Here is a 20,888-nt window from a genome sequence, read left to right as displayed (position 1 = left end):
TATCTCTTTACAGTTAACTAAATTTTGATTTTTTGTGCTTGCCCACAAATTAGAATGAAATTCCAATTAGTTTGTTAATAATTTAATAAAAATAGATTATATCTATAAACAAGTTGGCCATTAACGGTTTGTTTATCAATAAGTAATTCTTAAATGATATTTTTAAATGTATATCATTAATATATTGATATCTTTTATATAAACACAGCCCGTTATGCACTTTCCAATGATATTAAGTTAAGTGACTTAAATGCAACTAGCGGCTGCTAATTGCAGTTTGAAGGTGTAGTAATGATGAATAATTTTAAAAATGCAAAGATGAATGTAGATGCATTGTTTTTAGGCCCTAAATCTGAAAATGCTGTCTTTTTCAAAGAAATGATGGAATATTCAGTGAGTGAACACATGCATTGGCGCTCTAGCTATCATCCAGAAGACCCTGATCTTATCTCTACCGTTGACCGCTATGCCCCTGAATACCGAGATACGTTATATCGTACAGAAGGTATTCTTAATCAACTCTCTTCAAAATTAAAAACAACATCAGTTCCATGGTTCTCTCCACGTTATATGGGCCATATGAATGCAGATACGCTGATGATTTCTAATTTAGCTTATGTTATGGCGATGATGTACAACCCTAATAATTGTGCACAAGAATCTTCTCCGACGACAACCGTTTTAGAAATAGAGGCCGGATTAGATTTATGTGCCATGTTTGGTTATGACGTACAACATGCTTGGGGGCATATTACATCAGGTGGGACAGTAGCTAACTATGAAGGATTATGGGTAGCTAGAAATATTAAAACACTACCGTTGGCGATTATGCAGCATCCAAAATCCCAATACCTACTAAAGGGGAAAACCGAAAAAGAGTTGCTCAATCTTTCAGTGCCTACAGTTCTAGACTTAATTGACGAATTAAAGAAACAGCAAATTTTTGAAGAAATTCGTGATCTGACCTGTCGTGGCGTTGGAATAGAGCAAGGAAAACTCGGTAAGTTATTGGTTCCTCAGTCTAAACACTATTCATGGATGAAAGCGATGGATATCCTTGGTTTAGGCCAACAGAATATTGTGCAACTACCCGTTGATGCAAGTTATCGAACGGATGTGTGTAAAATGCGTGAAACCGTATTTGCATTGATTGAGCAAGGAGAACCTATTTTAGCGGTCGTTGCCGTTATGGGAACCACAGAAACTGGCGCAATTGACAATGTCAAAGAAGTCATTGAGCTACGACGTGAATGTGAGCAACGTTTTGGTGTTTCTTTTTATGTGCATATCGATGCTGCTTATGCGGGATACGCTTGTGCGATGTTTCGTGATGAAGAAAATCAATTTATGGAGTATGAGAATTTAATCCAACGGTATCATAGTGAAGGAATTTTCCCTGAAAATATGGTGTGGCCAAAACGCGATGTGTATGAAAGTTTTAAAGCATTAAGCCAAGCTGATTCTATTACCGTTGACCCTCATAAAGTGGGGTTTATTCCGTATGCGGCGGGGGCAATTTGTATGAAAGATAAGCGGATTGTAGATTTGGTTTCTTACCATGCCGCTTATGTATTTGAAGAAGTGCAAGAAAAACAGCGTAAAGCAGAAAAAACGCAGAATGTATTACTTGGCTCTTCCATTATGGAAGGGTCAAAAGCAGGCGCAACCGCCGCAGCGGTATGGGCTGCACATCGCTTAGTCCCATTAAATGTTTTAGGGTATGGAAAAGTGATTGCCGCAGGGATCATCACGGCCAATTGGATGATTGACAAAATTAATCAATGTGAGCCTTTCATTATTGATGAGCGTCAATTTTCAATTATTGCTATGCCTACGCCTGATTTTCACATGATTAACTTTATGTTTCGTGAAATCGGAAACACCTCTTTAGAAAAGCAAAATCAGCTAAATAAGCGGCTATATGAATTATGCTCTTATGCAGCTGGTCGGAGTTATTCTAATGATTTTCTCACCTCATCAACTTCGCTAACTTATAACGAATATGGTGATAATCCATTGAATTTATGTCGAGATGCACAGTTCTCTGATAATGAATGGCATAAAGTGCGGTCAATTTATGTACTACGGGCAGCGATCATGACGCATTGCTTGCGTGATAGGGCACATTTTGAAACCTATTGGGCGGAGTTAAAAAATATCTTTGAAGATAAACTGCAACAACTCATTAATCAAGAAAATAAGTCAAATCATTCCAATTATAAAATTAATATTTAATTGATTGTTAGGATCTCAATATGAAAAATCGCACACTTGGTAGTGTATTTATTGTTGCAGGTACTACGATTGGCGCAGGTATGTTAGCTATGCCTATCGCGGCTGCTGGTAATGGGTTTTTAGTTAGCTTGGCTATGTTATTAGTGTTATGGGCATTGATGTGTTACACAGCATTGCTCTTGGTCGAGGTTTATCAACATGAATCCCACGAAACGGGAATTGGTAGTGTTGCGCAACGGTATTTAGGGTCTAGTGGCAAATTTATTACGGGTTTCAGTATGATGTTCCTTATGTATGCACTGACAGCGGCTTATGTCAGTGGTGCAGGGGAAATCATTACTTCAAATTTAAAAAGTAGTTTTGCCATTGAAATGGCCGATTGGATGGGAATTGTTGTATTTACCGTCATTGGCGGTGGCGTTGTATGTTTCGGGACTTCATCCGTAGATTTTATCAACCGTATTTTATTTGCTGCAAAAATTGTTTTCCTAGTCATTATATTGGCATTAATGATACCGCATGTTGAGCAACAAAATTTATTGGCTGCGCCAACTGAAAAAGTTCTCATTTTATCTGCGATACCAGTATTTTTTACCTCATTTGGCTTTCATGGTAGCGTCCCAAGTATCGTTAAATACATGGGGGGAGATGTCAAAAAGCTGCGAGTTATTTTTATCATCGGAAGTGCTATCCCATTGATTGCTTATATTTTATGGCAAATCGCAACCTTAGGGAGTATTGGTACAACCACGTTCGTTGGTATTTTGGCTGAAAACGCAGGGCTTAATGGACTATTAGATGCAATTAAGGATGTGGCTCAATCAGGAAAAACAGAGTTAATTGCACAAATGTTCATGAGCTTGGCTCTAGCGACATCTTTCCTTGGGGTTGCTTTAGGGTTATTTGACTTTTTAGCAGACTTATTTAAACGTCAAGATAATGCTTCAGGGCGTCTACAAACAGGTTTACTGACTTTTGGACCACCGTTAGTTTTTGCTTTATTTTATCCTAAAGGGTTTGTGATGGCGTTAGGGTATGCCGCAATTGCACTTTCAATACTAGCTTTATTACTACCTAGTGCAATGGCATTTAAATCAAGGGCATTGAACCCACAGAAATATCAAGTATTGGGTGGTGGATTAGGTTTATCATTGGTATTTATTTGTGGCATTATAGTTATAGGAGTTCAGTTAGGTATTGTTTTCAACATATTACCTAATATTGGTTAATAAACAGTTTACTTGCCAGCCGTCTCTTGATGGCTGGCTTGTTCTTTTCCTAAAAGCCTTTCTCAAATTTACTGCATAATTTACTCAGTTAGACAATTTACCGCACATTTTTTACTGTTGTATTGGTATTTAGTCGGTATAATCCATATAAGAATGATTATCATTAGCACGTTATGCACAAAAACAGATATATCTAAAGCTGGCATTTTTTGTAAAAGTAACTATTATATTAGATATATCGGTTTTAGAATGAATAACCCTGAGAGTTTTAATGGCAAGTGAACAACAACTAGACCCGTGTTTGTGTAACGGTAAAAGTGTCAGTCGTATGTTTAACCCTAAACAGTTAAGGATTTATATCCTACATTTACTGACAGGGGAAATTAATTATGGTTATGAGTTAATAAAAAAAATTGCAGAAGAAACGGCAGGTTTTTATTGTCCAAGTCCGGGGGTAATTTATCCGACTCTAACGTTATTAGAAGAGTTAGGGTTTATTTCAGCGGGTAAAGATAATGGAAAAGGGCGCAAGTGTTATGTAATTACTCCAGAAGGTCGCTGTTTTTTATTACTCAAAGCTGAAATATTGGCAGAAGTTCAACTAAAATTAAAATATGCACAGGAATTAAAAGCAGGTAATCAATTTGCTAATGAAATTGAATGTGCTGTAGATAAATTTAAGTCATTGTTGAGACACCAAATCGTGATACAACAGTTGACAAAAGAAGAGACAACAAGAGTCGTTGAGATCATTAACCGCGCAGTGGAACGAATTGAGCAAGTCAATGCGGTGTTAGTGGCAGAGGGAAAATCAAATGGCTAAAACGAATGATATTATACAAGCAAAAGAGCATTTATATATGAAAGAAATAAGCAAAATACCACAGAGCAACTACCCGGTTACTTCTGAAAATGAACAGCCTGTGAATACGAATAAAGATGTTAAATTTAAAGAGGTTGTTTGCCCCAATGTCCCAACGTCATATTTTAAGCGAGCTAAAAAACAAAAAATAAAATAATAATTTGGATAGTTTACAAAATCTTTATTCATACGAAAGGCATAAAGAATAAATTCAATTATTTTCATTATTGATGAATAACAGTACTCAATTTTCTATTATTTCGTCAATAAGGTCAATTTTAGGGTACATATAATTATTTTGTAAACTGTAACTATCATCCTATATCAGTATACGACTTATTGAGAAGGCCCCCTGATCACTTAGCGTCATCAGGGGGTATCGGTTATAAGTCCAATTTAGCGTGTATTTGGGCTATTTCATTTATCCACTGTTGTTGTAACTGTGGCTTTTGGTGGCTTAGTTTGCGTTTTTGATCCGCAAGTAACTTTTGCTCTAATATCAGTAATGTTTCTAGTAGCTCATCTTCATGCGCAGGTTTCTCACAAGGAATTTTAATCGCCGATTTAACAGAGACATCTCTCCCAAGTGTAGGCGTTAATAATGACTGGGATTGCAGCTCGATTTTATGATAAATATCATCAACATTAAGGTATTCCTCTAGCCGATTATCATCGATAAACCAGAAGCGTTGGCAGCTATTTTCAATGAGCCATCTATCATGGCTTACAACCAATAATGCTCCAGAAAATAAGCTAATTTGTTCACAAAGCGCTTCCTTGCCTTCTAGATCAAGGTGATTGGTAGGTTCGTCCAATAAAATCAACTCGTACTGAGCTAAACTTAAACCAATAAACAATAACCTAGCGCGTTCTCCACCACTCAGTGTTACTACTTTCTGTTGATGGCGTGAATAAGCAAAACCAGCGCCAATCAAGGCCATTTTTCGTTGTTCATCGGTTAAAGGTGCAAAATGACGTAGTGCCTCTAGTAGGCTATCATTATCATTTAGCTGCTCTAATTGTTGGTCATAATAACCAGCACTGATTGCTGGGTGAAACTTCAATTGCGAGCTATAACGCAAATCTTGTTGATAACATTGCCAAAGTAGACGTAATAGTGTCGATTTACCACAGCCATTAGCGCCCATGATGGCGATACGGTCACCACTTTTCACTTGATGATATGCCGTTTTAAACAACTGATTTCCATTCGGTGTTGAAACAACAGTGTTTTCCAACTCCAAAACTCTATCTGCAGGAATCGCTTTGCCATTTAAAGCAAGCTTCCATTGATAGCCTTCAGTTAACTCAGTTTGGGCATCTTTAAGCCGAACAATATGTTTTTCCATCTGCTTGGCTTTGCGTGATAAGGCTTCATTGTCATACACATGCCCCCAAATAGCTAAGCGCTTGGCACTTGATGTAATACGGTCAATTTCTTTTTGCTCGGCTTGATTACGACGTGCATCAGTGATGTCTTTTTCACTCAATGCTTGCCGTGCTGCACTGCAAGGTAACCGATAAAAATGCAGTGATTTATCTCGTAAAATCCAAGTACAGTTACTCACTTTATCTAATAATGATTGGTCGTGAGACACGAGTACGAAACTGCCTTTCCATGACTGTAAGAAATTACCTAACCAAAAAAGTGTGGGTAAATCTAAATGGTTACTTGGTTCATCAAGTAGTAGTAAATCGGGCTGCTCAATTAAAGCACGACCTAGAAGCAAACGAGTATGTTGCCCTCCACTGATGGCATTAACTTTTTGTTCCCATTGTTCAGGTGTAAAACCTAATTCTGATAATAAAACTTCAGCCCGCCAGCGCTCAGTGACTTTGTCTTGTTCAGGTAATTTTTGAACCAGTGCATCAAGCAGTGTCAAGGAAGCAATATCATCGGGTAAATGTTGTTCAATATAAGCAGTAACACAGTGATTCGCATAAGTAATACTGCCATTATTAGGGAACAACTGCTGGGTTATTAGCTTCAATAATGTACTTTTCCCGCTTCCGTTATGGCCAATTAAACCAATACGGTCGCCTTGTTGAACGGTAAAAGAGATATCATTCAATAAAGTCGAGGTTGAAGTATCGTAATTTAGTGATTTTACAGTTAATAAAGTGCTCATAGCTTACTCAAATTTTAGGCATAAAAATGCCAGGGTATAGTCGTCACGACAACCCAGTAAGCTGAGGGAAGATTTTCTTTAGTAGCTTCGCTCAGGCAGGGTTATCGCAGTATAAAACTGTGAAAGCCTGAGCTCTGGCGATTACCAAAGAAGTGTGAGTATTCAATAAGATCACACAACAGCATAGATTAGCCTCCTTAATATTTGTTAAGTTAATCCATGAGATAATCATAGCAAACATAGTCTTTGGCAAACAATGTCCAGAAATGCGTTGTTTGATTATTATTGTTAAATTAAGTATATCCACAGATATAAATGATACTTATATCATACCCGAAGAAATGAATAATACTGCTGTGAATTGGGTTCTTCGTTAGTAGCGTTTAAAATTAGGATTCAAAAGATAAGAGACCCCCAAATGAACGTAGAAATAAAGTCAGCAACCCACCAAGATGCCGCTTTGATATTAGATATGATCATTGAACTTGCGGATTACGAAAAAGCACGTCATGAAGTGAAAGCAACAGTTGCTGATATCGAAAATTCTTTATTCGATGAAAATTCAAGCACTGAAGCATTGATTTGTTATGTCGATGGGCACCCAGCAGGGTATGCCGTATTCTTTACAAGTTATTCAACATGGTTAGGTAATAGCGGTATCTATTTAGAGGATTTATATGTATCTCCTGATTTTAGGGGAGCAGGAGCCGGGAAAAAACTATTGAAACATATTGCAAAATTAGCCGTAGATCGAAAATGCCAGCGTCTGGAATGGAGCGTGCTTGATTGGAATCAGCCAGCAATTGATTTCTATAAAAGCATAGGCGCGCAACCACAAGATGAGTGGGTTCGTTACCGAATGGACGAGAAAACGATAGTTGAATTTGCTTGCTAATATTTATTCAAATCAAATGCTATTAATAAAGCCAGTAAACTAATTGACTGGCTTTATTTTTTATATATTGAATTAAATGTATACAATTAATGCCTTATTATTGTTTTTATCTGTCTATTCTACCTTTTTGTGACACAAGGCAACTTCACTTAACTTAAATGCTGATAAAATGTTATTAAATTAGATAGATAGCTAATTTAATAACTGTGTTTACACGTACTAACATAGTTAAAAAATAAAAAATTATTACTTTTGTCTTAGTTGTATTTATTTAGCATATAGGACAGTTATATCGTTTTATTAATATTTACCAGGTTAATAATCAAAATAATTGTTGTTCCTTGTTTTCTCATTTAATGGAAAGGGATGGTATGAAAATAAATAAGCAAAAAATATCTTTTTACATCATTTTAATAATAATTATTGTTGCGGGTGGTTTTTATTACTGGAATGTTAATTCAGGTGGGCTACCTGCTGGATTTGCACAAAGTAATGGCCGTATAGAAGCAACGGAAATTGATATTGCGACTAAGACTGCAGGGCGCATTGAAACGATTAACGTCAAAGAAGGGGATTTTGTTAAAGAAGGCCAAGAACTTGCTCGTATGGATACTCGAGCGCTTCAAGAGCAGCTTCATGAAGTACAAGCCCAGTTGCGCCAAGCGATTAGTGCAGTGACGACAGCCGAATCTGCTTTAGCCCAACGAAAAAGTGAAAAAGTTGCTGCTCAAGCCGTTGTTCGTCAACGTGAAGCGGAATTAGACGCTGCACAAAAACGGTTAAATCGCTCTAGAGCTTTGGTAAGAACCAATGCTGTTTCTCAACAACAAGTCGATGATGATACAGCGCAGATGCAAGGTGCTCGCGCAGCACTGGAGGCGTCAAAAGCACAAGTTGCCGCCGCGACATCAGCGATTGATTCTGCAAGCGCCGGTATTGTTCAAGCGAAAAACCGTGTTGATGCAGCGACAGCAACGGAACGTCGTATTATTGCGGACTTAGATGATAGCATTCTAAAAGCGCCAAGGAACGGGCGTATTCAATATCGTGTCGCTGAGCCTGGAGAGGTACTTGGCGCTGGTGGGCGGGTCTTGAATATGGTCGATTTAAGTGATGTGTATATGACCTTTTTCTTACCGACTGAAGATGCAGGTAAAGTTGCCTTAGGCAGTGATGTTCACATTATCCTTGATGCTGCACCAAACATCGTGATCCCAGCAAAAACCACGTTCGTGGCAAGTGTTGCACAATTCACACCCAAAACCGTAGAAACACAAAATGAACGCTTAAAATTGATGTTCAGAGTACGTGCGCGTATTTCCCCTGAGTTATTAGAGCAACACTTAGAATATGTCAAAACAGGGTTACCTGGTAAAGCGTATGTACGTTTGGATCCGAATGAATCTTGGCCTGCTGAACTTGAGGTGAGATTACCACAATGACCAATAAACTGATGGATGATGTGATTATCGATATACAGCATGTCAGCCAGCATTATGGTGATAATTGTGCGTTGGATGACATTGTGCTTTCCATCCCAGCAAGAAAAATGGTTGGGTTGATTGGTCCAGATGGTGTAGGAAAATCAAGCTTGATTTCTCTGATCGCGGGGGCAAGAGTGATTCAAGAAGGCCAAATAACGGTACTTGATGGTGATATGAATGACATTGAACACCGCCGAGCTGTTTGCCCTCGCATCGCTTACATGCCACAAGGTTTAGGGAAGAATCTCTACCATACATTATCTGTTTATGAAAACGTCGATTTTTTTGGGCGTTTATTTGGTCAATCAAAAGCTGAGCGTGAATATCGCATTCAAGATTTACTTGAAAGTACAGGGCTTGCACCCTTTAAAGACCGTCCTGCTGGCAAATTATCAGGAGGCATGAAACAAAAGTTGGGATTATGCTGTGCGTTAATTCATGATCCCGATTTATTAATTTTAGATGAACCTACCACTGGGGTTGACCCGTTATCTCGTGCACAATTTTGGGATTTAATCGATCGTATTCGTTTGCGACAAACCAATATGAGTGTTTTGGTCGCAACAGCTTATATGGAAGAAGCCGAACGTTTTGATTGGTTAGTGGCAATGGATGATGGCAAGGTGCTTGCCACTGGCCATGCATCTGAATTAAAAGCACAGACGCAATGTGATGACCTTGAAGCTGCGTTTATTCAATTACTACCAGAAGAAAAGCGTAGCGGGCACAAAAAGGTTGTGATCCCTGCGCGTGATACCACAAAAGACAATATTATTGCCATTGAGGCTCAAGACCTAACCATGCGTTTTGGCAACTTTGTCGCTGTTGACCATGTTAATTTTAAAATTCCGAAAGGGGAGATTTTCGGTTTTTTAGGCTCCAATGGGTGTGGTAAATCGACCACCATGAAAATGTTGACGGGGTTATTGCAAGCCAGTGAAGGTCAAGCATGGCTATTCGGTCAAGAAATTGATCCTAAGGATATCGAAACACGCAAACGCGTCGGTTATATGTCGCAAGCTTTCTCGTTATATAGTGAACTCAGTGTTGAGCAAAACCTTGAACTGCATGCAAAACTCTTTCATATTCCAGAAGAAAAAATCGCACAACGCATTGATGATATGTGTCAACGATTTGAACTCGAGGAAGTCAGGGATACTATGCCTGATGATTTGCCTTTAGGAATTCGTCAACGGTTATCTTTAGCTGTCGCTGTTATTCATGAACCTGAAATGTTAATCCTCGATGAGCCAACGTCAGGAGTGGACCCTGTTGCCAGAGATATGTTCTGGAATTTAATGGTCGATTTATCAAGGCGTGACGGCGTCACAATTTTTATCTCAACTCACTTTATGAATGAAGCCGAACGCTGTGACCGGATTTCATTAATGCATGCAGGAAAGGTACTTGATTGTGATACGCCTGCAAACTTAACCAAAAAACGCGGATTAGCGACATTAGAAGAAACTTTTATTGCTTATTTGCAAGATGCGGTAGGTGATGCAGGGCAAGGGCAAGAAACTGCGCCTGAGTTCCATGTTGACCCTGAACTGAAAGAACAAGCGACTGAAGCGTTGAAAAAACGCTTTAGTTTACGTCGGTTATTTAGTTATTCCATCCGGGAAGGCATGGAATTGCGTCGAGATCCTGTCCGTTCTACATTGGCGTTATTGGGAACTGTAATTCTCATGTTTATCATGGGTTACGGTATTAGTATGGATGTAGAAAATTTACGTTTTTCAGTACTCGATCGCGACCAAACAGGGCTAAGTCAGGGATATACTCTGAACTTAGCAGGCTCACGTTACTTTATCGAACAACCACCAATTAAAGATTATGATGACTTAGAGGCAAAAATGCGTAGCGGTGATGTTACTGTTGCGATTGAAATTCCACCTAATTTTGCAAGGGATGTTGCCCGTGGTAATAACGTTAAAATTGGCGTGTGGATTGATGGTGCCATGCCAAACCGTGCTGAAACTGTGCGTGGCTATGTACAAGCAATGCACTTAGCATGGCTAAGTACGATGGCAGCTCGCCAACCCGTTGGTGTTGCTGGTATGCCCGCTATCGATATTGAAACTCGATATCGATATAACCCAGATGTTCGTAGCTTACCAGCGATTGTTCCCGCGGTTATTCCATTATTATTAATGATGATCCCTGCCATGTTGAGTGCGTTAAGTGTTGTTCGGGAAAAAGAACTTGGTTCGATTATCAATCTTTATGTCACCCCGATCACCAAATTAGAATTTTTACTTGGAAAACAGCTCCCTTACATTTTATTAGGCATGTTTAACTTTGTATTACTGTGCATATTATCAGTGTATATATTTGGTGTTGAATTTAAAGGTAGCTTTCTGACATTAACGCTGGCAGCATTTCTGTATATTAGTATTGCAACAGGTATGGGACTACTAATTTCATGCTTTATGAAAAGCCAAATTGCGGCAATTTTTGGTACTTCTATCATCACGTTGATACCAGCAACTCAGTTTTCAGGAATGATTGACCCTGTCTCATCATTGGAGGGTATTGGCCGTTGGGTTGGAATGGTTTATCCAACGTCGCACTTTCTGACTATCACGCGAGGAACCTTCTCTAAGGGATTAAATTTATTCGATTTACAGTCATCATTTATTCCATTACTGATCACCGTACCACTGGTTATTGGGCTAAGTGTTTTATTCCTGAAAAAGCAGGAGGCATAGTGATGATACGTAAAATTCAGAATATATTTAATTTAGGAATCAAAGAATTGCGCAGTCTGGGCCGCGATAAAGCAATGCTAGCCTTGATTGTCTTTGCTTTTACGGTATCGATTTATTCGTCGGCAACGGTGACACCCGGTTCTTTACATAATGCTCCCATTGCGATTGCTGACCAAGATAAGTCACAGTTATCAAACCGGATAATCAATAGCTTTTACGCACCTTATTTCTTACCTCCCGTAGATATCACACCAGACCAAATTGATGGCTTGTTAAACCGTGGCTCATATACATTTGCATTAGATATTCCGCCTAATTTTCAACGTGATGTGCTTGCCGGCCGGCATCCAGAAATTCAGGTGAATATTGATGCAACAAGAATGAGCCAAGCCTTCTTAGGGAATAGTTATATTCAAAATATTACCTTAGGTGAAGTGAACGAATTTTTAGCAAAATACCGCAGTAATGCGAGTTTGCCTGTCGATTTGGAAGTGCGTATGCGCTTTAATCCTAACTTGACGCAGTCATGGTTCGGTTCTGTTATGGCAATTATCAATAATATTACGATGCTATCGATCGTTTTGACGGGGGCAGCACTTATCAGGGAGCGAGAGCACGGTACCGTTGAGCACTTGATGGTCATGCCACTAACACCATTTGAAATTATGATGTCAAAAATATGGTCAATGGGGCTGGTGGTATTGATTGCATCCGGTGTTTCCTTAATTTTAGTGGTAAAAACATTGCTACAAGTCCCCATAGAAGGGTCTATCTTATTGTTTATGTGTGGAGTTGCCTTGAGTTTATTTGCGACAACATCAATTGGTATTTTTATGGGGACAATTGCACGATCTATGCCTCAGTTTGGTTTGTTGATGATTTTAGTACTGTTGCCATTAAACATGCTTTCTGGCGGGATGACAGCACGAGAAAGCATGCCCCAGCTCGTTCAAGATATTATGTTAACCATGCCGACCACACACTTTGTTAGTCTAGCTCAGGCGATTTTATATCGCGGAGCAGGTTTCCAAATTGTTTGGCCTCAATTTGCAGTGCTCGTTGTGATTGGCGCTGTATTCTTTTCCCTCGCACTCATTCGTTTTCGCAAAACGATTGCCACCATGGCTTAACTCACTGAACATAAAATAGGCCTTATAAATAAAACGCTTGCTGAACAGAACAGGAAGCGTTTTAATGTCTCACCTATTGATTTTTGAAATATGATTAGGCTGCACCTATCAAATCGATAGTAGGTAATGATTGGATTAAGCTGCTGTAAAACAGTAACTTAATAGGCAACCAAACAGGAGAACATCATATGTCATTAATTAATACTCAAATCAAACCATTTACTAACCAAGCATTTAAAAACGGTGAATTCATCGAAGTTTCTGAGAAAGATGTTGCAGGTAAATGGAGTGTTTTCTTCTTTTATCCAGCTGACTTCACCTTTGTTTGCCCAACAGAATTGGGTGACATTGCTGATCATTATGAAGAATTCCAAAAATTAGGTGTTGAAATTTTCTCTGTTTCTACTGACACACATTTTACCCATAAAGCATGGCATGCAAGTTCAGAAACTATCGGTAAAATCAAATATGCAATGATTGGTGACCCAACAGGCGCATTAACACGTAACTTCGAAAACATGCGTGAAGATGAAGGCTTAGCAGACCGCGGTACTTTCGTTGTTGACCCACAAGGTATCATCCAAGCGATTGAAGTTACAGCAGAAGGCATTGGCCGTGACGCTTCAGATTTACTGCGTAAAGTAAAAGCAGCGCAATATGTTGCTAGTCACCCAGGTGAAGTTTGCCCAGCTAAATGGAAAGAAGGTGATGCAACGCTGTCCCCATCTTTGGACTTAGTCGGCAAAATCTAATTAATCTAGCTTAATTGATTAATACTGAATAATTCAGGTTGCAGGTGTCTAGGCCTGCAACTTGGATCATGACGGGTATATGTACCCGATTTTATGATAAAAATTAAAGGGGATTACATGCTCGACAATAATTTACAGGCACAATTGAAAGCCTACTTAGAACGTTTAACTAAGCCCGTTGAATTAGTTGCTAATATAGATGACAGCCAAAAATCAAATGAAATCAAACAGCTGTTAGAACAAATTGCGTCGTTGTCTGATAAAGTCACTGTACGTGAAGAACGAAATAGTGCAGTAAGAACACCTTCTTTTTTAATTACTAACCCAGGTACAGATAGTGGTTTGCGTTTTGCAGGCTCGCCTCTGGGACATGAATTTACGTCTCTTGTGCTGGCTTTATTGCAAATCGGTGGTCATCCATCGAAAGAAGCACAAGAGTTATTAGAGCAGGTTAAAGGTCTTGAGGGCGAGTTTCATTTTGAGACTTATTATTCTTTATCTTGCCATAACTGCCCAGATGTTGTTCAGGCACTGAACTTGATGGCAGTTTTAAATCCAAATGTTAGTCATACCGCTATTGATGGTGCACTTTTCCAAAATGAAATTGATGAACGTAATGTAATGGGCGTTCCTGCGATTTTCCTGAATGGAAAAGAGTTTGGTCAAGGGCGTATGACATTAAGCGAGATTGTTAGCAAAGTCGATACCAATGCAGATGCGCGTGCAGCAAAATCACTAACAGAGCGCGAACCTTTTGAAGTACTTGTTATTGGTAGTGGCCCAGCAGGGGCTTCAGCGGCAATTTATACGGCTCGTAAAGGGATCCGCACTGGTGTGATTGGTGAGCGTTTTGGTGGCCAAGTCATGGATACGGTTGATATTGAAAACTATATTTCAGTTATCAAAACGGAAGGCGCTATTTTTGCAGGTGCATTAAAGAACCACGTGGACAACTATGATGTTGATGTCATTGATGGCCAATCAGTTGCAAAACTGATACCTGCTGCAGAAGAAGGTGGATTACACCAAATCGAAACAGCATCAGGTGGTATCTTAAAATCACGTAGTATCATTATTTCAACGGGTGCGCGCTGGAGAAATATGGGTGTTCCGGGGGAACAAGAATACCGCACTAAAGGCGTAACATTCTGTCCGCATTGTGATGGCCCATTATTTAAAGGTAAACGTGTTGCTGTTATTGGTGGCGGCAACTCAGGTATTGAAGCGGCTATCGATTTAGCTGGAGTGGTTGAACATGTGACCGTACTGGAGTTTGCTCCGGAACTGAAAGCAGACTCAGTGTTACAGCAAAAAGCCCGTAGCCTGAAAAATGTCGATATTATCGTCAATGCGCAAACCTTAGAAGTAAAAGGTGATGGTAGCAAAATGACGGGGCTTGAATACAAAGATCGTACTGATAATAGTACTCATTTACTGGAAGTTGCCGGCGCATTTGTACAAATTGGTTTATTGCCAAATACCAATTGGTTAGGTGATACGGTCGCCAGAAACCGTATGGGCGAAATTGAAATTGACGCTCGTAATGAAACCAGTATTAAAGGTATTTTCGCTGCAGGTGACTGTACTACAGTCCCTTATAAGCAAATTATTATTTCAGCCGGAGAAGGAGCAAAAGCCGCACTTAGCGCATTTGATTACCTGATCCGCACAAGTACCAGAACCGCTGAATAGGTGTAATTTACTTTATATTCAGTGAGTTGTAGTCAAAAGGCACTCGGGGGCGAGTGCCTTTTTTTTTGTGCATAATCTGTACAAAAAAGGCTCAAAAGTGCCTAAAAGTGTTCAAGTGTGGACAACTTGTGGACGATCTAAACGCTGATTTGGTGGTACTTACAGCGGAGAAATGCATCCCAGTGTGGACAATTTGTGGACATGCAAAAGTTAAATTTGCCTCGGTTTTCGTCGTCAAAATCATCCTAAAACGAACAATCTATTAAGCTAACTCTGTTCCTCCCTTTAATGGATTATACGTAATCGCATCTTGAAGAAAGTCCGGTGCAAAGTGTGCGTAGGTCAGTGTTTGCTGTAATGTCGAGTGACCTAAGATTCTCTGCAAAGTAATAATACTACCGCCATTCATCATAAAATGGGTTGCTTGGTTTGTTTGATAAATCGGGGTTATTGGTGGTCGTGGCAAATTGCCCTGAAACTTATAAACGCCGTGGGCTCAGGTCGCACGCAAACTATCCGTATGATTTAGTGCTGAGATTGAAAGTGACTTAAAAGGCGTTTGGGTGTTCCAGTCTACTTATGATGAGTTTACAAAAACCGAGAAATTAGGTTTCAAAGTTATACAAAACTTTAACGGATTCCCAGAATGGAAAGAACTTGGAGCGACTGAATTGAAAGAAAAAGAAGTTTATATAGCTAATAAATGTAAAGTTAAATTGATCAATCATGCAGATAAGATCATAACTCCATTATAAGATGCATTAGATTTAGGGATTGCTTTAGAAAGTCAGAAATTACAGTTAAGCGCCTGGAAAAGATATTGAGTAATATTAAATCGAGTAGAGACTTCAACTGCGTCGGATATTATTTGGCTAGTTTATCCGTAATATTTTAAGGATGCCTTATGAGTGAAGGCATCCCATTTTATTCTTATTTGGAATAATCATCGGGTAAATCATCAAACATGCGATGATTTCTATTAAAATCAATTATAATATTTTGGTTAGGGCAATCGTTTTTAGACAACATATCACAATTACTTTCAATATTACTTTCTTCTATTCCGGTCCACTGAGAAAATAAAGACATAAAACTTAGCCCACTACGACGGCTGTTTATCATTTCTTTATGCTTAGAATTATAAGATGTGATGAAAAAAGGCACTTCATAGTTCTGCTTGTACTTATCACTATGTGCCAATTCATTTTTGTCATATGTTAAAGATAACGCATGATCAGAAAAATACATCATTGACCATTTTGATTTAGTTTTACTTAAGTCAGAATATATTTCTGATAACAATTTATCTGTATTTTTTATACTCTGGACATAACAAGAGAATTTTTTATTCTGATAAAAATGATCAAACTGCTCCTCTGTTCTGGTACAAAATGGCGTATGACTTCCCATAAGATGAACAACAATAAGTTTTTTAGGTACTTGGGACTTCAAAGCCAATTTAAATTCTGGCAACAATGCATCGTCTGGAGAGACTAATTTATCATCTGAACTTCTTCTTTTAATAAAAAAACTATTGTTTGCTCTTCGTCCAATAGCGGCAACTGAGCCGTCATATTCACCCACAAATCCTTGATTAGATAACCAGTAAGTATCAAAACCTGCTTTGTTAGCTAATGTCATGATGTTATTACCGATTTCAGGATATAAGGATAAGCTATGCGTTAAAGAAGGTTGTGTCGAACTCGCTGCAGAGGTGTAGTTAGTAAAAAAAGTCCCATTGATTGAGCTCATAAATGGCGTGTTCTGTATTTTAAAACCGTATTCTTGCATAAAATCTTTTCGGACACTTTCACCAATAACAATAACGTAAGTATCATATTGGTTATTAACGTCAGTGATTTTAAAAGTGTCATCACTTGTATATAATTCAACCTCATTGATTAAGGAATAAATAGAATAAATGAGCTCTGTAAAAAAACGAGTTTCTGGTGTTCCTGAATTAGCCGCTCTCTCATATTTACCACTTAAAGCATATTTTGAGGGAGTGAAGAAAAAAACCACCATTACGATACTTAATATTGTCTTTTTATGATAATTCATCGGATTGGCTTTAATAAAGCTAACTAAAGTTCCAAAAGCGAGTATTAAGATAGAATAAATAAAATATTTATTATCTATATTTGATATAAATTCTCGTGATTCTTGTATGTCGGTATAATAAAAGGAAGCAACTGTATTATATGTAGGGGAGCTATAGATCAACCCGACAGGTAAATAAACAGCAGCTAAAATAGTGAAAAATAAAACAATAAAACGGTAGATACTATTTTTCACATAAAGTAAACCAATGCTTATAAAAAATATATACAGCGGCTTGAATGGATAGCCCATTACCTTGTGTAATATAGAAAAGAGAAAAAATAATGCGATAAACTTCAGCATTATTTTGCTTAAAATTACATTTTGTATTTTCTGGATCATAACTAGCTTTTTAACAATTCACTCTTAATTTTTGCCGCGTAGATTAGCACAAATAGAGTAAACGAAATATAACAATAGGATTGAATTTTTGATATTATCAGAAAAATTTATCATTGATTGAGCTATGTCACTCATTATAAAGTTCTATATCATGGCTATGCTAATGGTTGTTTGTGTTATCACCGGCTTTCGCACTGCCTAAATCCAATTCGGTAAAGCGCCCGCCAGTTTGAATTTCACACGGAATGGATTCACCGGTTGAATCATTGTAGTAAGAGCCCGCAAAGCGGAATTGCTTACCGTCAATGGTGGCACCCCAGCTTTCCAGCAATTCAGACATTAAGCCCCCCATAGAGGCCTCCATATCTAAAGCGCCAGAATCAAAGCCCATCATGACAGCCACAGAGCCCACCATACCGGCACCCTGATAATCCTCTGTTTTTAATGACAGCTTTGGTGGGGTGACTTCTTCTACTTGTCCAAGGTAGGTTTGGCCATCAATAAACAGGTCAAACATAAAAAGTTTTTTAGGCATACCCATAATTCAATTTCCTTAGCCCAGTTGGTCAAAAACAGCGAAATACTCGTCAGTGAATTCCTGTGTTAATGTCAGGTTTTCCAGTGGCGGTACGGGAGTGTACTTGTAGCGAATGTGTGACTTACCATCGCGTAAATTTTCTTTCGGGTTATCCGGTGGGTCATACCAACATTGAAACCCTAACAAACGGCCATGCGTGACGAGTTGCGTGCCTTTGCGGTTGATACCATCCACAATATCTTTTACCAATGAGGGCGTGAGTGTTTTGTCGATTTTTCTATATGTACTAAATAAATTTATTTCACTAACCAATGTTTAAGTCTTTGTGTCGAATATTCATTCCTTCTAAGAAGTTAGCCATATAATGTACTTAACATTATGAATTATAATGTAAAATAATATTTCTTGGTTCTCTGTCACATAATTAAAATAAGTAAAATAGATGATCATGAAAATCGTTCATGTTTGAAATGAAATTAAGTCGCTTTCACTCAATCAACAGCTCTGGCATAAATTAGATAACGCAAACAAATTAACGTATTTACAACATAAAGATTGATGAATGGGCAACTAAAACTTCTAAAAAATCAAGAAGTCAATTGAGTTTCCATCTTGGAATTTAGGGTGTGACGAGACGATGAACAAAAATTTTACATTTACGATTAAAAGTAGTCTTTTTGACGAAAATTATAATCCTTCTGAAAATACACGTATTACAACTAACTTTGCTAATTTAGCCAGAGGGAAAAATCGCCAAGAAAATTTGCGCAACACGCTTGTCATGATGAACAACCGTTTCAATACATTAGCTTACTGGGATAACCCTAAAAGTGACCGTTACTCTATCGAACTTGAAATTATTTCTGTTGAGATGAGTGTTGAAGGGAATAGTAATACCTTTCCTGTGATTGAAATATTGAAAACCAATATTGTTGATCACAAAACAGGCAAACGTACTGAGGGCATAGTTGGAAATAACTTTTCATCTTATGTGCGTGATTATGATTTTAGTGTTTTATTGTTAGACCACAATAAAGACCAAGCAAACTTTAGTGTTCCAGAAAATTTTGGTGACTTACATGGGAATATCTTTAAATATTTTGTTAATTCTAGCGAATACAAAGCTCATTTTAGTAAAGCGCCAGTAATATGTTTAAGCGTCTCCAATAAAGACATTTATCACCGAACTGGGAATCAACATCCTATATTGGGTATTGAATATCAGCAAAATGGGGCTTCATTAACGGATCAATATTTTAAAAAGATGGGATTACAGGTTCGTTATTTCATGCCTCAAAACAGTGTTGCACCGCTGGCATTTTATTTTACGGGAGATCTGCTGAGCGATTACAGCAATATTGAATTAATTAGCACGATTAGCACGATGGAAACATTCCAGAAGATTTATCGCCCAGAGATTTATAATGCGAACTCCGTTGCGGGAGTATGCTACCAACCGAGTTTGACGAACCAAGATTATTCATTAACAAAAATTGTTTATGACCGCGAAGAACGTAGCCGATTGGCTATTGAGCAAGGGAAATATACGGAAGAACACTTTATTGAACCCTATAAGCATATTCTAGAGCAATGGTCTGCTAACTACGCGCTTTGATTAATTATAAAAATTTAAGGTCAATTATTATGAAAACATTATTACCAACATCTACCGCGGGTAGCTTACCAAAACCTTCTTGGCTTGCTGAACCTGAGACGCTTTGGTCTCCTTGGAAGTTGCAAAATGAAGAGCTCATTGAGGGAAAACAAGACGCACTGCGCTTATCCCTTGAAGATCAACTGCGTGCTGGAATTGATATTGTTAGTGACGGTGAACAAACACGTCAGCACTTTGTGACGACATTTATTGAGCATCTCAGCGGTGTTGATTTTGCAAAGCGTGAAGTGGTTAAAATTCGCGATCGTTATGATGCGAGTGTGCCAACGGTGGTTGGCGCGGTTGAACGTCAAAAGCCTGTTTTTGTCGAAGATGCTAAATTTTTACGTAAGCTAACGAACCAGCCGATAAAATGGGCGCTTCCTGGACCAATGACGATGATTGATACCCTGTATGATAATCATTACAAAAGTCGTGAAAAATTGGCGTGGGAATTTGCTAAGATTTTGAACCAAGAGGCAAAAGAGCTTGAAGCGGCGGGCGTTGATATCATTCAGTTTGACGAGCCAGCTTTTAATGTATTCTTTGATGAAGTCAACGATTGGGGTGTAGCTGCGCTTGAAAGAGCCATTGAAGGGCTGAAATGCGAAACTGCGGTTCATATCTGTTATGGATACGGCATCAAAGCTAATACTGATTGGAAGAAGACGTTGGGCTCCGAGTGGCGACAATATGAAGAGGCTTTCCCAAAACTACAAACCTCGAATATCGATATTATCTCTTTGGAATGCCATAACTCCCATGTTCCAATGGATTTGATTGAGCTTATTCGCGGTAAAAAAGTGATGGTGGGGGCGATTGATGTAGCCAGTAATATCATCGAAACACCAGAAGAAGTTGCTAATACGCTACGTAAAGCACTGCAATTTGTGGATGCAGATAAGCTTTATCCATCAACAAACTGTGGGATGGCGCCGTTATCTCGTCGTGTCGCAACGGGTAAACTTAATGCATTAAGTGCAGGGGCTGAGATTATCCGCAGAGAATTGTTGAATAAGTAATCTAAGTATAAATTAACGAATAAAAGGACCCAGAATTGATGAGGTGCCCTATAAAGTTGGGACTTCATGATATCTGGGTTTTTTGCTGTTTTGTGTTTCTTTTTTTGTTCTGA

Annotated in this window: 16 protein-coding genes and 3 pseudogenes; 14 read left to right on the top strand and 5 right to left on the bottom strand. The window is 38.5% G+C overall.

Annotated elements, in window-relative coordinates; translation table 11 throughout:
• Positions 1-294 precede the first annotated feature (294 nt).
• The 4 genes from PSE72_RS02155 (at position 295) to PSE72_RS02140 (ending at position 4,483) form a co-directional block, all read left to right on the top strand.
• A complete protein-coding gene (locus PSE72_RS02155) occupies positions 295-2,235 on the top strand; it encodes a pyridoxal phosphate-dependent decarboxylase family protein (RefSeq protein WP_217007942.1) in 1,941 nt (646 codons plus the stop codon).
• Between the two features lie 20 nt (positions 2,236-2,255).
• Positions 2,256-3,464, top strand: coding sequence for a tyrosine transporter TyrP (gene tyrP / locus PSE72_RS02150; protein WP_004910783.1), 1,209 nt, complete (start codon positions 2,256-2,258; stop codon positions 3,462-3,464).
• A gap of 271 nt (positions 3,465-3,735) precedes the next feature.
• A complete protein-coding gene (locus PSE72_RS02145) occupies positions 3,736-4,287 on the top strand; it encodes a PadR family transcriptional regulator (protein ID WP_272690877.1) in 552 nt (183 codons plus the stop codon).
• The gene (locus PSE72_RS02140) at positions 4,280-4,483 is read left to right on the top strand and encodes a DEAD/DEAH box helicase (RefSeq protein ID WP_115167287.1); all 204 of its coding nucleotides are present in this window, start codon (positions 4,280-4,282) and stop codon (positions 4,481-4,483) included. Before PSE72_RS02145 ends, PSE72_RS02140 begins: the two co-directional genes overlap by 8 nt.
• A 226-nt stretch (positions 4,484-4,709) precedes the next feature.
• On the opposite strand, the gene PSE72_RS02135 is transcribed toward PSE72_RS02140, so the two are convergent.
• Positions 4,710-6,455, bottom strand: a complete 1,746-nt coding sequence (locus tag PSE72_RS02135) for an ABC-F family ATP-binding cassette domain-containing protein (protein ID WP_217007722.1) — start codon at positions 6,453-6,455, stop codon at positions 4,710-4,712.
• Positions 6,456-6,873: 418 nt separating this feature from the next.
• Here PSE72_RS02135 and PSE72_RS02130 point away from each other — a divergent pair, with 418 nt between their 5' ends.
• The 6 genes from PSE72_RS02130 (at position 6,874) to ahpF (ending at position 15,119) form a co-directional block, all read left to right on the top strand.
• Entirely contained in the window at positions 6,874-7,350 is a 477-nt protein-coding gene (locus PSE72_RS02130) for a GNAT family N-acetyltransferase (RefSeq protein ID WP_115167286.1), read from the top strand.
• Between the two features lie 371 nt (positions 7,351-7,721).
• Positions 7,722-8,792: an HlyD family secretion protein gene (locus PSE72_RS02125; RefSeq protein ID WP_004910790.1), complete on the top strand. Its 1,071-nt coding sequence runs from the start codon at positions 7,722-7,724 to the stop codon at positions 8,790-8,792.
• Entirely contained in the window at positions 8,789-11,545 is a 2,757-nt protein-coding gene (rbbA, locus tag PSE72_RS02120; protein WP_115167285.1) for a ribosome-associated ATPase/putative transporter RbbA, read from the top strand. The genes PSE72_RS02125 and rbbA overlap by 4 nt, the downstream gene beginning before the upstream one ends.
• Before the next feature lie 5 nt (positions 11,546-11,550).
• Complete coding sequence (locus tag PSE72_RS02115; RefSeq protein ID WP_217007941.1) at positions 11,551-12,675, top strand: ABC transporter permease; 1,125 nt, start codon at positions 11,551-11,553, stop codon at positions 12,673-12,675.
• A gap of 188 nt (positions 12,676-12,863) precedes the next feature.
• A complete protein-coding gene (gene ahpC, locus PSE72_RS02110) occupies positions 12,864-13,427 on the top strand; it encodes an alkyl hydroperoxide reductase subunit C (protein ID WP_004910793.1) in 564 nt (187 codons plus the stop codon).
• Positions 13,428-13,544: 117 nt separating this feature from the next.
• Positions 13,545-15,119, top strand: a complete 1,575-nt coding sequence (ahpF, locus tag PSE72_RS02105; RefSeq protein ID WP_115167283.1) for an alkyl hydroperoxide reductase subunit F — start codon at positions 13,545-13,547, stop codon at positions 15,117-15,119.
• A 262-nt stretch (positions 15,120-15,381) separates the two neighbouring features.
• Here the strand turns inward: ahpF and PSE72_RS02100 are convergent.
• A pseudogene (locus PSE72_RS02100) lies at positions 15,382-15,546 on the bottom strand (phage integrase); the annotation flags it as partial.
• Here PSE72_RS02100 and PSE72_RS02095 point away from each other — a divergent pair.
• Both PSE72_RS02095 and PSE72_RS02090 read left to right on the top strand, forming a co-directional pair.
• A pseudogene (locus PSE72_RS02095) lies at positions 15,543-15,645 on the top strand (phage tail-collar fiber domain-containing protein); the annotation flags it as partial. The pseudogenes PSE72_RS02100 and PSE72_RS02095 overlap by 4 nt on opposite strands.
• A 37-nt stretch (positions 15,646-15,682) precedes the next feature.
• Positions 15,683-15,874, top strand: coding sequence for a hypothetical protein (locus tag PSE72_RS02090; RefSeq protein ID WP_198641161.1), 192 nt, complete (start codon positions 15,683-15,685; stop codon positions 15,872-15,874).
• A 175-nt stretch (positions 15,875-16,049) separates the two neighbouring features.
• Here the strand turns inward: PSE72_RS02090 and PSE72_RS02085 are convergent, their stop codons facing one another.
• The 3 genes and pseudogenes from PSE72_RS02085 to PSE72_RS02075 form a co-directional block, all read right to left on the bottom strand.
• Entirely contained in the window at positions 16,050-17,561 is a 1,512-nt protein-coding gene (locus tag PSE72_RS02085; RefSeq protein WP_115167280.1) for a phosphoethanolamine transferase, read from the bottom strand.
• Positions 17,562-17,721: 160 nt separating this feature from the next.
• On the bottom strand, positions 17,722-18,102 hold the full coding sequence (locus PSE72_RS02080) for a phage major tail tube protein (RefSeq protein WP_115167279.1): 381 nt from the start codon (positions 18,100-18,102) through the stop codon (positions 17,722-17,724).
• A 12-nt stretch (positions 18,103-18,114) separates the two neighbouring features.
• Positions 18,115-18,372, bottom strand: a pseudogene (locus PSE72_RS02075) (phage tail sheath C-terminal domain-containing protein); the annotation flags it as partial.
• A gap of 364 nt (positions 18,373-18,736) precedes the next feature.
• Here PSE72_RS02075 and PSE72_RS02070 point away from each other — a divergent pair.
• Together PSE72_RS02070 and PSE72_RS02065 are read left to right on the top strand one after the other, a co-directional pair.
• Complete coding sequence (locus PSE72_RS02070) at positions 18,737-19,714, top strand: DUF1852 domain-containing protein (protein WP_115167278.1); 978 nt, start codon at positions 18,737-18,739, stop codon at positions 19,712-19,714.
• A 29-nt stretch (positions 19,715-19,743) separates the two neighbouring features.
• Positions 19,744-20,775, top strand: coding sequence for a methionine synthase (locus PSE72_RS02065; RefSeq protein WP_109912189.1), 1,032 nt, complete (start codon positions 19,744-19,746; stop codon positions 20,773-20,775).
• Positions 20,776-20,888: the final 113 nt, after the last annotated feature.

It is taken from the genome of Providencia sp. PROV116, from assembly GCF_028482485.1.
Lineage (GTDB): Bacteria > Pseudomonadota > Gammaproteobacteria > Enterobacterales > Enterobacteriaceae > Providencia > Providencia rettgeri.
The sequence above is the reverse complement of the archived record's forward strand: the minus strand, read 5'-3'. Positions and strand labels throughout refer to the sequence as shown.

Coding starts and splice junctions, on each gene's coding strand:
- PSE72_RS02155 (WP_217007942.1), top strand. CDS start 295: ATGAATAATTTTAAAAATGCAAAGATGAATGTAGATGCATTGTTTTTA.
- tyrP (WP_004910783.1), top strand. CDS start 2,256: ATGAAAAATCGCACACTTGGTAGTGTATTTATTGTTGCAGGTACTACG.
- PSE72_RS02145 (WP_272690877.1), top strand. CDS start 3,736: ATGGCAAGTGAACAACAACTAGACCCGTGTTTGTGTAACGGTAAAAGT.
- PSE72_RS02140 (WP_115167287.1), top strand. CDS start 4,280: ATGGCTAAAACGAATGATATTATACAAGCAAAAGAGCATTTATATATG.
- PSE72_RS02135 (WP_217007722.1), bottom strand. CDS start 6,455: ATGAGCACTTTATTAACTGTAAAATCACTAAATTACGATACTTCAACC.
- PSE72_RS02130 (WP_115167286.1), top strand. CDS start 6,874: ATGAACGTAGAAATAAAGTCAGCAACCCACCAAGATGCCGCTTTGATA.
- PSE72_RS02125 (WP_004910790.1), top strand. CDS start 7,722: ATGAAAATAAATAAGCAAAAAATATCTTTTTACATCATTTTAATAATA.
- rbbA (WP_115167285.1), top strand. CDS start 8,789: ATGACCAATAAACTGATGGATGATGTGATTATCGATATACAGCATGTC.
- ahpC (WP_004910793.1), top strand. CDS start 12,864: ATGTCATTAATTAATACTCAAATCAAACCATTTACTAACCAAGCATTT.
- ahpF (WP_115167283.1), top strand. CDS start 13,545: ATGCTCGACAATAATTTACAGGCACAATTGAAAGCCTACTTAGAACGT.
- PSE72_RS02085 (WP_115167280.1), bottom strand. CDS start 17,561: ATGATCCAGAAAATACAAAATGTAATTTTAAGCAAAATAATGCTGAAG.
- PSE72_RS02080 (WP_115167279.1), bottom strand. CDS start 18,102: ATGGGTATGCCTAAAAAACTTTTTATGTTTGACCTGTTTATTGATGGC.
- PSE72_RS02070 (WP_115167278.1), top strand. CDS start 18,737: ATGAACAAAAATTTTACATTTACGATTAAAAGTAGTCTTTTTGACGAA.
- PSE72_RS02065 (WP_109912189.1), top strand. CDS start 19,744: ATGAAAACATTATTACCAACATCTACCGCGGGTAGCTTACCAAAACCT.